Annotated in this window: 13 protein-coding genes; 3 read left to right on the top strand and 10 right to left on the bottom strand. The window is 72.1% G+C overall.

What is annotated here, in order from left to right; genetic code table 11:
• From ABTX62_RS25755 to ABTX62_RS25740, 4 genes are all read right to left on the bottom strand, one after another.
• Positions 1–1,029: a 6-phosphofructokinase gene (locus ABTX62_RS25755; RefSeq protein WP_352118432.1), complete on the bottom strand. Its 1,029-nt coding sequence runs from the start codon at positions 1,027–1,029 to the stop codon at positions 1–3.
• A gap of 53 nt (positions 1,030–1,082) precedes the next feature.
• The gene (locus ABTX62_RS25750) at positions 1,083–1,772 is read right to left on the bottom strand and encodes a response regulator (RefSeq protein WP_352118431.1); all 690 of its coding nucleotides are present in this window, start codon (positions 1,770–1,772) and stop codon (positions 1,083–1,085) included.
• Positions 1,769–2,995 carry a MacS family sensor histidine kinase gene (gene macS / locus ABTX62_RS25745; protein ID WP_352118430.1) on the bottom strand — a complete coding sequence of 409 codons (1,227 nt, stop codon included), beginning with the start codon at positions 2,993–2,995 and terminating at the stop codon, positions 1,769–1,771. Before macS ends, ABTX62_RS25750 begins: the two co-directional genes overlap by 4 nt.
• A 134-nt stretch (positions 2,996–3,129) precedes the next feature.
• Positions 3,130–3,909: a lysophospholipid acyltransferase family protein gene (locus ABTX62_RS25740; protein ID WP_352118479.1), complete on the bottom strand. Its 780-nt coding sequence runs from the start codon at positions 3,907–3,909 to the stop codon at positions 3,130–3,132.
• 202 nt (positions 3,910–4,111) lie between these two features.
• Between ABTX62_RS25740 and ABTX62_RS25735 the strand changes: the two genes are divergently transcribed.
• Together ABTX62_RS25735 and ABTX62_RS25730 are read left to right on the top strand one after the other, a co-directional pair.
• Positions 4,112–4,909, top strand: a complete 798-nt coding sequence (locus tag ABTX62_RS25735; RefSeq protein ID WP_352118429.1) for an alpha/beta hydrolase — start codon at positions 4,112–4,114, stop codon at positions 4,907–4,909.
• Positions 4,902–5,534 carry a hypothetical protein gene (locus ABTX62_RS25730; RefSeq protein WP_352118428.1) on the top strand — a complete coding sequence of 211 codons (633 nt, stop codon included), beginning with the start codon at positions 4,902–4,904 and terminating at the stop codon, positions 5,532–5,534. Before ABTX62_RS25735 ends, ABTX62_RS25730 begins: the two co-directional genes overlap by 8 nt.
• On the opposite strand, the gene ABTX62_RS25725 is transcribed toward ABTX62_RS25730, so the two are convergent.
• The 6 genes from ABTX62_RS25725 to ABTX62_RS25700 all read right to left on the bottom strand — a co-directional run bounded on the left by ABTX62_RS25725 (position 5,531) and on the right by ABTX62_RS25700 (position 10,741).
• Positions 5,531–6,310 (bottom strand): endonuclease/exonuclease/phosphatase family protein, encoded by a 780-nt coding sequence (locus ABTX62_RS25725; protein WP_352118427.1) that lies wholly within the window; start codon positions 6,308–6,310, stop codon positions 5,531–5,533. The two genes, ABTX62_RS25730 and ABTX62_RS25725, sit on opposite strands and share 4 nt — an antisense overlap.
• A 105-nt stretch (positions 6,311–6,415) precedes the next feature.
• Positions 6,416–7,369: an ROK family glucokinase gene (locus tag ABTX62_RS25720; RefSeq protein ID WP_352118426.1), complete on the bottom strand. Its 954-nt coding sequence runs from the start codon at positions 7,367–7,369 to the stop codon at positions 6,416–6,418.
• Between the two features lie 141 nt (positions 7,370–7,510).
• Positions 7,511–8,011 carry a DUF5304 domain-containing protein gene (locus ABTX62_RS25715; RefSeq protein WP_352118425.1) on the bottom strand — a complete coding sequence of 167 codons (501 nt, stop codon included), beginning with the start codon at positions 8,009–8,011 and terminating at the stop codon, positions 7,511–7,513.
• A gap of 122 nt (positions 8,012–8,133) precedes the next feature.
• Entirely contained in the window at positions 8,134–9,321 is a 1,188-nt protein-coding gene (locus tag ABTX62_RS25710) for an ArsA family ATPase (RefSeq protein ID WP_352118424.1), read from the bottom strand.
• A 72-nt stretch (positions 9,322–9,393) separates the two neighbouring features.
• Positions 9,394–9,834: an SRPBCC family protein gene (locus tag ABTX62_RS25705; protein ID WP_283969626.1), complete on the bottom strand. Its 441-nt coding sequence runs from the start codon at positions 9,832–9,834 to the stop codon at positions 9,394–9,396.
• Between the two features lie 109 nt (positions 9,835–9,943).
• Positions 9,944–10,741, bottom strand: coding sequence for a metallophosphoesterase family protein (locus tag ABTX62_RS25700; RefSeq protein ID WP_352118423.1), 798 nt, complete (start codon positions 10,739–10,741; stop codon positions 9,944–9,946).
• 296 nt (positions 10,742–11,037) lie between these two features.
• Here ABTX62_RS25700 and ABTX62_RS25695 point away from each other — a divergent pair, with 296 nt between their 5' ends.
• Positions 11,038–12,834 (top strand): AMP-dependent synthetase/ligase, encoded by a 1,797-nt coding sequence (locus tag ABTX62_RS25695; protein ID WP_352118422.1) that lies wholly within the window; start codon positions 11,038–11,040, stop codon positions 12,832–12,834.
• Positions 12,835–12,964 lie beyond the last annotated feature (130 nt).

Genomic DNA, 12,964 nt, shown 5'->3' with positions numbered 1-12,964 from the left:
TCAGCCGAAGAACACCCCCACCTCCTCGTACAGCGCCAGGTCCACGGTCTTCAGCCGGGTCGTGGCGTCCGCGATGGGGACACGGACGATGTCCGTGCCGCGCAGGGCGACCATCCGGCCGAAGTCGCGGTCGCGGACACAGTCGATGGCGTGCAGCCCGAAGCGGGTGGCGAGCCAGCGGTCGAAGGCGCTGGGGGTGCCGCCGCGCTGCACATGCCCGAGGACCGTGGTGCGGGCCTCGTTGCCCGTGCGCTTCTCGATCTCCTTGGCGAGCCACTCGCCGACCCCGGACAGCCGGACGTGCCCGAAGGAGTCCAGCGACTGGTCCTTGAGGACCATGTCGCCGTCCTTCGGCATCGCCCCCTCGGCGACGACCACGATCGGCGCGTACGACGCCCGGAAGCGGGAGGTCACCCAGGAGCACACCTGTTCGACGTCGAAGCGCTGCTCGGGGATGAGGATGACGTTGGCGCCGCCGGCCAGGCCCGAGTGCAGGGCGATCCAGCCGGCGTGCCGGCCCATCACTTCCACGACCAGGACACGCATATGGGACTCGGCGGTGGTGTGCAGCCGGTCGATGGCCTCGGTCGCGATCCCGACGGCGGTGTCGAAGCCGAAGGTGTAGTCGGTGGCGGACAGGTCGTTGTCGATCGTCTTCGGGACACCCACGCAGGGCACGCCGTGTTCTTCGGACAGGCGGGCGGCCACGCCCAGGGTGTCCTCGCCGCCGATGGCGATGAGCGCCTCGACCTCCAGCCCGGCGAGGGTCTGCCGGATCCGGCGTATGCCGTTCTCCACCTTCAAGGGGTTGGTCCGCGAGGATCCGAGGATGGTGCCGCCGCGGGGCAGGATGCCGCGCACGGCGGGGATGTCGAGACGGACGGTGGCGTTCTCCAGGGGTCCTCGCCAGCCGTCCCGGAAGCCGGTGAAGTCATAGCCGTACTCCTGCACGCCCTTGCGGACGATGGCCCGGATGACGGCGTTGAGGCCGGGGCAGTCGCCGCCTCCGGTCAGTACTCCGACGCGCATGGAACAGTCCCTTCGCCGCAGGTGCCTGACGAAGGGTCAGTGTGACGTGCGCCTCACTCGTCGTCGAGGCCGCGCTCGATCGCGTACCGCACGAGCTCCACGCGATTGTGCAACTGGAGCTTGCCGAGGGTGTTCTGGACGTGGTTCTGCACGGTGCGGTGGGAGATGACCAGGCGTTCGGCGATCTGCTTGTAGCTCAGGCCCTTGGCGACCAGGCGCAGCACCTCGGTCTCGCGGTCGGTGAGCCGGGGCGCCTTGGGTGCGTCGGTGTCCGGGGCGGGGCCGGGATCGGAGGCCAGGCGGCGGTACTCGCCGAGGACCAGCCCGGCGAGGCCGGGGGTGAAGACCGGGTCGCCGACGGCCGTGCGGCGGACCGCGTCCCGCAGTTCCTCGGTGGAGGCGGACTTCAGCAGGTAGCCGGTCGCGCCGGACTTCACCGCCTCCAGGACGTCGGCGTGCTCGCCGCTCGCCGACAGCACGAGGACCCGCAGCGCGGGGTTGGCCGCGACGACCTCCTTGCAGACCTGCACGCCGGGCTTGGCGGGCAGGTTCAGGTCGAGCACGAGGACGTCGGGCGTGGTGGCCTTGGCGCGGCGCACGGCCTGGTCGCCGTCGCCCGCCGTGGCGACCACCTCGAAACCCGACTCGGCCAGGTCGCGGGCGACGGCGTCGCGCCACATGGGGTGGTCGTCGACGACCATGACCCTGATCGGGTCCCGCCGCTCCTCGGCGCTCTCCGTCATCGCTGCTCCGCCTTCCCCCGTGTGTTCGTCACGTCCTTCGGTACCTTCAGCTCGACCTCCGTGCCCTGGCCCGGGACCGAGACCAGCTCGGCGCTGCCGCCGAGGTCGCGCAGCCGGCCGCGGATGGACAGGGCGACGCCGAGCCGTCCCTCGCCCTCGGCCTGGACGAGCCGTCCCTCCGGGATGCCGGGGCCGTCGTCGCGCACGGTGACGATGACCTCGTCCGGCTCGTCCTCGACCAGGATCCACGCGCGCGCGTCCTCACCGGCGTGCCGGCGGACGTTGTCCAGGGCGGCCCCCACCGCCGCGGCCACCTCCCGGGCGGCGGCCGGCGCCAGCGGCACGGGCGCGCCGGGCTCGGCGAGGCTGACCCGGGCCGCGGCGTACGGTGCGAGCAGGGTGCGCAGGTCGACGGGGCCGCTGTCGTCCGGCTCCTCGTCGACGGCCCGGACGAGAGCGCCCTCGGCGGCGTCGTCCGAGACGCGGGAGACGGGCACCAGCCCGCCGGAGACCAGCGTGCGCAGCGCCACCTCCTGCTCGCCGGCCATCCTGCCCAGCTCGGCGGCCTCTCCCCCGATCACGGCCCCGCGGCGCTGCACCATGGCCAGCACCTGGAGCACGCTGTCGTGGATGTCCCGGGCGAGCCGCTCGCGCTCCCGGGTGGCGGCCTCGATCTCCAGGGCGCGGGCGAGGGTGCGCTCGGAGGCGCGGGCGACCTCGACGACGTAGCCGATGGCGATGGAGGCGATGCAGACCAGGAGGACGTTGTGGACGGTGTCGCGGGCCGGGCTGCCGCGCTCGATCAGGTTGGCGACGGCCACCAGGCCGGAGGCGAGGGCCGCCCAGCGCCAGCCGCCCTTGATGGCGAAGGCGAGGACGGCACCGGCGGTCCATATCGACGGCAGGGTCGGCCCGCCCGCCTGGACCCGCTCGTGCGCGTCGGCGACGGGCGTGAGCAGGATGCCGGTGAGGGCGACGGTGAGGTCGGCGGCGAGGAACCGCTTGGTGCAGCGGGCCGCGTTCGCGACCCGGGGCAGGGTGGCCAGGGTCCAGGTGCCGAGCACGGCGTAGTAGGCGACGGCGATCCAGGGGCGGGGGAACTCCTCGTAGGCGGTGGCGAACAGGCCGACCGCGTAGAGCATCGTGAGCACCCGGTACGCGGTGAGCGCACGCCACAGCGGCTGCTCGACCGACATCCTCATCACACGCTCACGCTCGGCCATCTCCCCCGCCCCCCGTCCGACGCCCCGACTAGGGGGCTTCTGATGGATCTCCGTAGCGTCACGACGCCCGGCACGCACGCTCGCCGCACGCACCGAACGCCGCTCCTTCTTCCACGTAGATCCATCAGAAGCCCCTAGGGCCCGGTCCGCCGCTGCTCCGTCTGCTTTTCCTTCTCGGCCTGTTCCTTCTCCGCCCGCGCGAGTGCGGCCCTGGCCGCCTTCTCGGCTTCCTTCTGCGCCTTGGCCGCTTCGGTCAGCTGCCGCTTCATGGCCGTGGCGTACATGTCGACGTACTCCTGGCCGGACAGCTTCATGATCTCGTACATGACCTCGTCGGTCACCGCGCGCAGCACGAACCGGTCGTGCTCCATGCCCTGGTAGCGGCTGAAGTCCAGGGGCTTGCCGATCCGGATGCCGGGCCGCATCAGCTTCGGCACGACCTTCCCGGGCGGCTGGATCTTCTCCGTGTCGATCATGGCGACGGGGAGGACGGGCGCGCCGCTGGCCAGCGCCACGCGCGCGAGGCCGCCCGGCTTGCCCCGGTAGAGCCGCCCGTCGGGCGAGCGCGTGCCCTCCGGGTAGATCCCGAACAGCTCACCGCGCTCCAGCACGTCTATGCCGCTCTTGATGGCGGCCTCACCCGCGCCGCGCGCACCGGAGCGGTCCACGGGAAGCTGCCCGACGCCCTTGAAGAAGGCGGCCGTCAGCCGGCCCTTCACGCCGGGCGTGGTGAAGTACTCGGCCTTCGCGATGAAGGTGACCTTGCGGTCGAGGACGGCGGGCAGGAAGAACGAGTCGGAGAACGACAGGTGATTGCTCGCCAGGATGGCGGCGCCCTCGGCGGGTACGTTCTCCAGGCCCTCCACCCAGGGTCTGAAGGCGAGCTTCAGCGGACCCCCGATGGTGACCTTCATCGCGCCGTACAACAACCGAGTGCCTCCTGTATGTGTCGGTCAGACCTTAACCCGGAGCACCGTCAAAGGCGCCGACGGCCCTGGTCGGTGTCAGTGCGGTCGCGTACGGTGAAGGTCCCGCGAACGGCGTGCGACCCCTTCCATGGCGTTCCGTGACATCCCGTGATCGTGTCAGTCCCTTCTCACGACCAGGAGGCCGAAGGTGCCGGTCCTTGCCGGAGCCGAGCCGTTTCACCACGAGGGCGGGGAGGTCGCCGTCCTCCTCTGCCACGGCTTCACCGGATCACCGCAGTCGCTGCGCCCCTGGGCGGAGCACCTCGCCGAACACGGCATGACCGTCTCCCTGCCGCTGCTGCCCGGGCACGGCACGCGCTGGGAGGACCTGCGGATCACCGGCTGGCAGGACTGGTACGCGGAGGTGGATCGCGAGCTGCGCCTGCTGTGCGAGCGCCGCGGGACGGTCTTCGTGGCCGGTCTGTCGATGGGCGGCGCGCTGGCCCTGCGGCTGGCGGCGAAGCACGGCGACGCCGTCCGCGGCGTCATGGTCGTCAACCCCGCCAACAAGGTGCACGGCCTGGCCGCGCACGCCCTCCCGGTGGTCCGCCACCTCGTCCCCGCGACCAAGGGCATCGCCAGCGACATCGCCAAGCCGGACGGCAGGGAGCTCGGCTACGACCGGGTGCCGCTGCACGCGGCGCACTCGCTGCGCCGGTTCTTCCAGGCCACCGACCACGAGCTGCCGCAGGTCACCCAGCCGGTGCTGCTGCTGCACAGCCCGCAGGACCATGTGGTGCCGCCCGCCGACTCGGCCCGGATCCTCAGCCGCATCTCCTCGACGGACGTGAAAGAGGTCATCCTGGAACACAGCTACCACGTCGCCACGTTGGACCATGACGCGGACCGGATCCACGAGGAGAGCCTCGCGTTCATCCACCGCATCGCGTCCGGCCTCGCCAAGGAGCCCGGGCTCGGCAAGGAAGGGACGACCGCAGGTGGCTGAGCACGACTCCGACCGCGAGGGCCGGGAGCCGGACGAGAAGGGCGTCCCGATCGACGAGGAGGCCGCCTGGGCGGCGATCGTCGCCGGATACGGCGAGGAACCGCCGGACCCGCCGGGCGCCAAGCCGTTCAAGTCGATCGAGGACCTGGCCCTGCCCGCGGCCGGGACCAATGACATCGTGATGGACGGCGACCGGGGCGATACGGCCGTGAAGTCCGGGGACGCCGTGAAGCCGGCCGAGCCGGAGCAGGGACCCGAGGACAAGCCGGCGAATCCCGCGAAGCCGCTGGGCGGCTCCGTCTCCTTCGCGCCCGGTGTCGGCCCGCGCGACTACTCCGTGCGCGAGCCCACCGAGGACGACTTCGACGAGGACGACGAGGGCCACTTCGTCCCCCCGGAGCCGCCCCCGCTGCCCGACGCCGACCCCACCGCCAAGTTCGCCTGGCTGGGTGTGCTCGGCGGGCCGGTGCTGCTCCTGCTGGCCGTGCTGTTCGGCTGGGACATGACGTGGTGGCTGGCCACGCTGGGGATCGGCGGGTTCGTCGGCGGGTTCGCGACGCTGGTGATGCGCATGCGCACGGACGACGAGGACGACGACGACCCCGGCCGGGGCGCGGTCGTCTAGGAAGCCGGGACTCTGAGGGCGGCCAGGACCGGGAGGTGGTCCGTGGCCGCCCTCAGATCCGCCTCGGACACCTCGGGCTGTCCATGGGGGTCCCGTGCGAGCGGCGCCGGGAGTGAGGGAGGCACACCGCAGCCCAGCACCTCGATGCCCCCGGTCGCGAAGATCGCGTCGATGCGCTGGTAGGGGTCGGTGGGCGTCCAGGTGTGCTCGCCGCCCCAGGGAGCCGCGGCCCGGCAGTCGGTCAGGCCGTCGGCCAGCCGGCGGAAGGCCGGTCCGTCGGGGCGTTCGTTGAGGTCGCCGCCGGCGATCGCGTGCTCCACACCCATGCTCGCGAGCCGGTCGAGAAGCATGCCGGCCTGCTCGTAGCGCTCGTCCTTCTGCAGGGACAGGTGGCAGCTGAGCACGCCGAGGCGGGTGCCGGCGATGCGGACGACCGCGGTGGCGAAGCCGCGGCGGTGCAGGCCGGGGGTGGGCGGCAGGAGGACGTCCTCCGTGCGTTCGACGCTCACCCGGAGCGAGCTGAGGATCGCCGGTCCCGTGGTGGTGGCCCCGCCGGTGACGATCACGAGGTCGGAGGCGAGGGCCAGGCGGGCGAGCTTCTTGCGCCAGCGGAAGAAGCGGGGGGCTTCTTGGATGAGGACGAGGTCGGGTGCGCAGGCCTTGATGACGCGGGCCAGGGCGTCGGTGTCGTCGCGCATGCTGCGGATGTTGTAGCCGAGGACCCTGATGACCGCGGAACCGTCGGGTTCGGTACGGGAGTTGGGGAGCAGGGGCATGTGATCAATTTACGCCCGACGGGCCGGGGCGCGGGGACGGTGCGCGAGTGCCGGTCGTGTGTGGCTGATCGCGTCGTTCCCCGCGCCCCTGACAGACGCGGCGCGTTACATGATCGGGTCGGGTTCGCGGGCCAGGTCGGCCGCGCCCACCAGGCCCGCCTTGTTGCCCAGTTCCGCCGCGCGGACCTCGGCGACCGGGCGCCAGTTGCCGCCGACCAGCCAGCGCTTGTACGACTTGCGGATCGGGCCGAGGACCAGCTCTCCCTCGTCGGAGAGGCCGCCGCCGACGATGAACGCGGAGGGGTCGAAGAGGGAGGCCAGGTCGGCGAGGCCCGCGCCGGCCCAGCGGGCCAGCTCGCGGTAGGAGTCGACGGCCACGCGGTCGCCCTGCCGGGCGGCCATGGAGATGTGCTTGCCCTCGATGCCGTCGGGGGTGCCGTTGCCGAGGCCGAGCAGGATCTCGGCGTTCTCCGGGGTGGCGTTGGCGCGCTGCTTGGCATACCTCACCAGCGCGCGGCCCGAGGCGTACTGCTCCCAGCAGCCCTGGGAGCCGCAGCCGCACAGCAGGCCGTCCGGCACCATGCGGATGTGGCCGAACTCGGCGGCCACGCCGAAGTGCCCGCGGCGCAGCTTGTTGCCGATGATGATGCCGCCGCCGAGGCCGGTGCCCAGCGTGATGCAGATGACGTTGCGGTGGCCCTTGCCGGCACCGAACTTGTACTCGCCCCACGCCGCGGCGTTCGCGTCGTTCTCCACGACCACCGGGAGGCCCACGCGGGCCTCGACCTTCTCCTTGAGCGGCTCGTTGCGCCAGTGGATGTTGGGCGCGAAGTAGACCTCGGAGCGCTGCCGGTTCACGTAGCCGGCGGCACCGATGCCCACGCCGACGATGTCGTGTCCGACGCGTGCGCCGTCCACCGCCGAGGCGATGGCGTCCACGATGCCCTCAGCCGTGCCCGGGGTCGGCACCTTGTGGGTCGAGAGGATGTTGCCTTCCTCATCGACCACGCCGGCCGCGATCTTCGTGCCGCCGATGTCGACGCCGATGGTGAGTCCCATGAATCCCTCAGTTTCGGTCGAGCCCCGCTACGGCCAACGGTACCCGAGGCCCCCCGTCGGGTTCGCCGTCGTCCGCACGCTGGGCACCCCGGAGGGCCGCTCCGCGGCCGGGGCCGGGGGCTCATGGTGAAAGGGGGTCCCTCAGTCCAGGTCGATGCGCTGCCCGGGACCGGCATCGTCGCCACCGTCCCGGCGTCCGCCCTGGTCGCGGGGGTCGTCCTGGTCGTCACGGCCGGTCCAGCGTCGCTCCTGGGCCTCGACGGCGGAGCGGTAGGCGGCGAGCAGCTCGTTCCCGGCCGCCGCGAGGTGGTCGAAGACGTCCGGATTGCGCTCGATGACGGGTTCCACGGCGTCCTTGGCCTGCTGGACGACCTGCCGGACGACCTGCTCGGCGGCGGGCCCCGCGACCGCGCCGAGCAGCGGGGACCGGACACCCGACAGTTTCTCCGCGACGGCGTCGACGAGCTTCTTCAGCTCCTCGGCCGCGGAGCCGGGAGGCGTGCCGTACTGGGTGCGGCGGCGGGCCTTCTCCGCCTGGAGGTCCTCGGCGCACGCGGTCGCCCAGGCGTCGGCGTCGGTCGCCCGCGTCTCGTCCGCGGCCTCGTCGCGGGCGGCGTCGGACGGGGGGAGCTCTTCGCTCATGACGGACTCCTGCCTACGGTTCGTCCCTACGACGTTACCCGAACGGGCGCGACCGGTTCACGGGCCGGGCGGAGCTGTCTCTGCCCGGTTTCCGCTGGGCTCGCCCGGGCCGCCCCGCCGGGTCACCGGCCCTGCGGCCACTGCTTGGGGTCGGGCGTGAAGCGGATGCGCAGCTCGCCGTCGCGCAGGGCGGCCCCGTCGACGGTGCAGCGGCGCAGCGCGGAGGGCAGCGAGACGATCCGCCGGAACGGTCCGGCCGTGACGAGGAGTTCGTCGCCGCGCCGGACGAGGTCCAGTTCTTCGCGTATGGCGCCGGGCAGCGGGATCCGCCAGACGAGCACGCCCTCCTCGCCGAGCCGGTCGGTCACCGGCCAGCCGGCCTTGGTGGCCGCCTGCTCTGCGCCGGGCACGGCGACGGCGCCGGGCACGGCGAGGGCGGTGAGGTCGTCGGTGCCGCGCGGGTCGCGTCCGAGGTGGGCCACGGTGCGGACGTCGTAGGACTCCCGCCACTCCTCCAGTGTCTTGCGCTGCTGGGCGACCGGGCCGGCGAGCCAGGCGTCCGGGGAGGCCTCGGGCAGGACGCGGTTGGCGACCACGACGTCGGTGCGCAGGCCGCGCAGGGCGAGACCGAGGCCGGCGGTGCGCAGCGCGTCGGCGCCCGCCGGGCCGGGCTCGGCGACCAGCCGTACGACGGTGTCGCGGTCGGCGACGACCGCCTCGACGGCGGCCAGTTCCAGGTCCCAGCGTGCCGCCGCGTCGTAGAGCCACTCGGCGGGCATGGGCACGCCGGCGAGGCGGCCGAGGACGGGGCGCAGGGCGCGGGCGGCCTGCCGTTCCGGCGGGAGCAGGCGGCGCAGGTAGCGGCGGAGTTCCTCGGGCAGGGCGAGCAGGGCGAGGGCCTGCGGGGCCGGGGGGAGGTCGACGACGAGGGTGCCGTACGTCTCCGAGAGCGCGGCGTCGCGCAGGGCGCGCAGCAGGGCGAGTTCCTCGGCGCCGGGCAGGGGCGTGAGCTCCTCGGGGTCGAGGCGGGAGGCGCCGAGGAGGTCCAGGGCGGAGGAGGCGCGGTCCTGGAGGGCGGTGAGGTCCCTGCGGAAGTCCTGGGCGGCGTCGGGGCGCCAGGCGGTGAGGCGGGGAGCCGCCTGCACCGGGGCCGGGCCGGTCGTCACCCCCAGGGCGGCACCGAGCGTGTCCGTGCGATCGGTGCCGAGGACGAGGGTGCTGCCGCCCTCGGCCGCCGCGGCCAGGGCGGTCGCGGCCGCGAGGGTGGTACGGCCGCTGCCGCCGGGCCCGGTGATCAGGATGGTGCGCATGGGTGTGACGGTACCGGGCGTCGGTCGGGCGCCCGGTGTCGCCGACGGGGCCGTCCGGGTGTGCGGCCGGGGCTACTTGCCCGCTTCGACCCTCTTCTTCAGGCCGGCCAGCGCCCGGTCGATGATGACCTTCTCCGCCTTGCGCTTGATCATGCCGAGCATGGGGATCTTGACGTCCACGGTCAGCAGGTAGGTGACCTCGGTGCCGCCCGCGCCGGACGGCTTGAGGATGTACGAGCCGTCGAGGGACCGGAGCATCTGGGACTTCACCAGGGTCCAGGACACCTCGTTCTCGCTCGTCCAGGTGTAGCCGAGGACCTGGTCGTCCTTGATCGCGCCCGCGTCCATGACGAGGCGGACCTGCTCGGCGCGGCCCTCGGCGTCGGTCTTCAGGACCTCGGCCTCCTTCACCTCGCCCGTCCAGTCCGGGTAGCGGGCGAAATCGGCGATGACCGCCATGACGTCGGCCGGGGCCGCCTCGATCGTGATGCTCGAGCTGGTGTGTTCCGCCATCGCCGTGGCTCCTCCGGATACGGGCCGAGTATGAGGTCGTGCGCACGTGAGTGCAGCGTGAAGGCTACCGCGCACGGGCCCCGCCGATCTCATCCGACCTGGGGCGTCCTCACCACTCCAGCGCCCAGGGCGTTCCGGTCGACGCGAAGTGCCCCACGTTCACACACTCGGTCGCCCCGATCCGCATCCTCTTCACCAGCGGCTGGTGCACGTGCCCGAAGAGTGAGTAGCGGGGGCGGGTGCGACGGATGGCGTCCAGCAGGGCGCGGCTGCCGCGCTCGAAGCGGCGGGCGACGGTGTCGTAGACCAGCTCGGGGACCTCGGGCGGGATGTGCGTGCAGAGCACGTCGACCTCGCCGACGGCCTCGATCTTCGCCGCGTACTCCTCGTCGCTGATCTCGTAGGGCGTCCGCATCGGGGTGCGCAGGCCGCCGCCGACGAAGCCGAAGACCCGGCCGCCGATCTCGACGCGCTCGCCGTCCAGGACGGTCGTGCCGGGGCCCGCGTACTCCCGCCACAGCGGCGGCATGTCGACGTTGCCGTAGGTGGCGTACGTAGGAGAGGGGAAGGCGGCGAACAGTGCGGCGTACTGCTTGCGCACCGCCTCCTCGATCACCGCGGCGCGGTTCTCCTGGAGGCCGGCCCACAGCTGGGCCCCGAGCACCCGGGCCTCCTCGAAGCGGCGGGCGGTGCGCAGCGCGACGATGCGGTCGGCGTTCTCCACGCCGAACAGGTCGGGGAAGATGCCGCGGGAGTGGTCGGCGTAGTCGAGGAAGAGGACGAGGTCGCCCAGGCACACCAGAGCGTCGGCACCCTCGCCGGCCCTGGCCAGGTCGCGGGCGTTGCCGTGCACGTCGCTGACCACGTGCACGCGCGTGCGGTGCTTTCCGGCTGGTGTGGATGCCATGACGATCAAGCGTAAGCGTGTGCGGCACACGTGAACAGTGGCGGTCCTACCTGCGGTTACTGGTCAGTCAGTTAGCCCGTGGACTACTGTGCGCGAAGGAATACCCCACTGTGTGACGCAGCGAACATCTCGACGGGACCCCCTGTCGGAGAAGCCATACCGGCGGGTAACGTCCGGGCAGTCCAGTCGTGCTCTGCATTTCAACAAGCGAATGCCTGAGCACCTCCCCGAGCCTTGGACCGCACCGTCGCAGCACACAACGTCGTGGCGCCGGCGCCCTATGAGGAGCAGCAGTCTTGCGCGAGTTCAGCCTTCCGGCTTTGTACGAGGTCCCTGCGGACGGAAATCTGACCGACATCGTCCGCAGAAACGCCTCGCAGCACCCGGACGTCGCCGTCATCGCCCGCAAGATCGGCGGCAGCTGGCAGGACGTCACGGCCACCGCCTTCCTCGCCGAGGTGCACACGGCGGCCAAGGGGCTGATCGCCGCCGGGGTCCAGCCCGGCGACCGGGTGGGCCTGATCTCGCGCACCCGCTACGAGTGGACGCTGCTGGACTTCGCGATCTGGAGCGCGGGCGCGGTGACCGTGCCGGTGTACGAGACCAGTTCGCCGGAGCAGGTGCAGTGGATCCTCGGCGACTCGGGCGCGACGGCCTGCGTCGTCGAGTCGGACGTCCACACGGCCGCGATCGAGTCGGTGCGCGACCGGCTGCCGGCGCTGAAGCACGTGTGGCAGATCGAGGGCGGCGGCCTGGACGAGCTGGGACGGCTCGGCCAGGACGTCACGGACGAGACGGTCAAGGAGCGCGGCTCGATCGCCAAGGCCGACGACCCGGCGACCATCGTCTACACCTCCGGCACCACCGGCCGCCCCAAGGGCTGTGTGCTCACCCATCGCAGCTTCTTCGCGGAGTGCGGCAACATCGTCGAGCGCCTGCGCCCGCTGTTCCGCACCGGCGAGTGCTCGGTGCTGCTCTTCCTTCCGCTCGCGCACGTCTTCGGGCGGCTGGTGCAGATCGCGCCCATGATGGCGCCGATCAAGCTCGGCTGCGTCCCGGACATCAAGGACCTCACCGACGAGCTGGCCGCGTTCCGCCCGACGCTGATCCTGGGCGTGCCGCGCGTCTTCGAGAAGGTCTACAACTCGGCGCGCGCCAAGGCCCAGGCCGACGGCAAGGGCAAGATCTTCGACAAGGCCGCCGACACCGCGATCGCCTACAGCAAGGCGCTGGACACCCCGTCGGGCCCGTCCCTCGGCCTGAAGATCAAGCACAGGACGTTCGACAAGCTCGTCTACGGCAAACTCCGCGCCGTCCTGGGCGGCCGGGGCGAGTTCGCCATCTCCGGCGGCGCTCCGCTGGGCGAGCGCCTCGGGCACTTCTTCCGCGGCATCGGCTTCACGGTCCTGGAGGGCTACGGCCTGACCGAGTCCTGCGCGGCCACCGCGTTCAACCCCTGGGACCGGCAGAAGATCGGCACGGTCGGGCAGCCGCTGCCCGGCTCGGTGGTGCGGATCGCCGACGACGGCGAGGTGCTGCTGCACGGCGAGCACCTGTTCAAGGAGTACTGGAACAACCCCGGCGCGACCGCGGAGGCGCTGGCCGACGGCTGGTTCCACACCGGTGACATCGGCACGCTCGACGAGGACGGCTACCTCAGGATCACCGGCCGCAAGAAGGAGATCATCGTCACCGCGGGCGGCAAGAACGTCGCCCCGGCCGTGATCGAGGACCGCATCCGGGCGCACGCGCTGGTCGCGGAGTGCATGGTGGTGGGCGACGGGCGGCCGTTCGTGGCCGCGCTGGTCACCCTCGACGAGGAGTTCCTGGGCCGTTGGTGCGCCGACCACGGCAAGCCGGCGGGTTCCACCGCGGCGTCGCTGTGCCAGGACCCGGACCTGCTGGCCGCGATCCAGGCGGCGATCGACGACGGCAACGCCGCGGTGTCGAAGGCGGAATCGGTGCGGAAGTTCCGCATTCTGTCCTCCCAGTTCACGGAGGAGTCGGGCCACCTGACGCCCTCGCTGAAGCTGAAGCGGAACGTGGTGGCGAAGGACTACGCGCACGAGATCGAGGCGATCTACGCGAAGTGACCGGCGCCGGTGCCGCGACGGGCGACGCCCGTCGCGCGAGACAGGTCCGCGATCCGCGGTGCGATCTGGCCTTGCGGCGCTATTCGCTGCGCAAGTGCCTTGAGCGGTTCGCCCCTTACGGACACAGGGC

Source organism: Streptomyces sp. NPDC096046 (assembly GCF_040303285.1).
In the GTDB taxonomy this organism is placed as follows: domain Bacteria; phylum Actinomycetota; class Actinomycetes; order Streptomycetales; family Streptomycetaceae; genus Streptomyces.
Note: the sequence above shows the minus strand (reverse complement) of the source record. Positions and strands in the feature narration are given on the sequence as shown.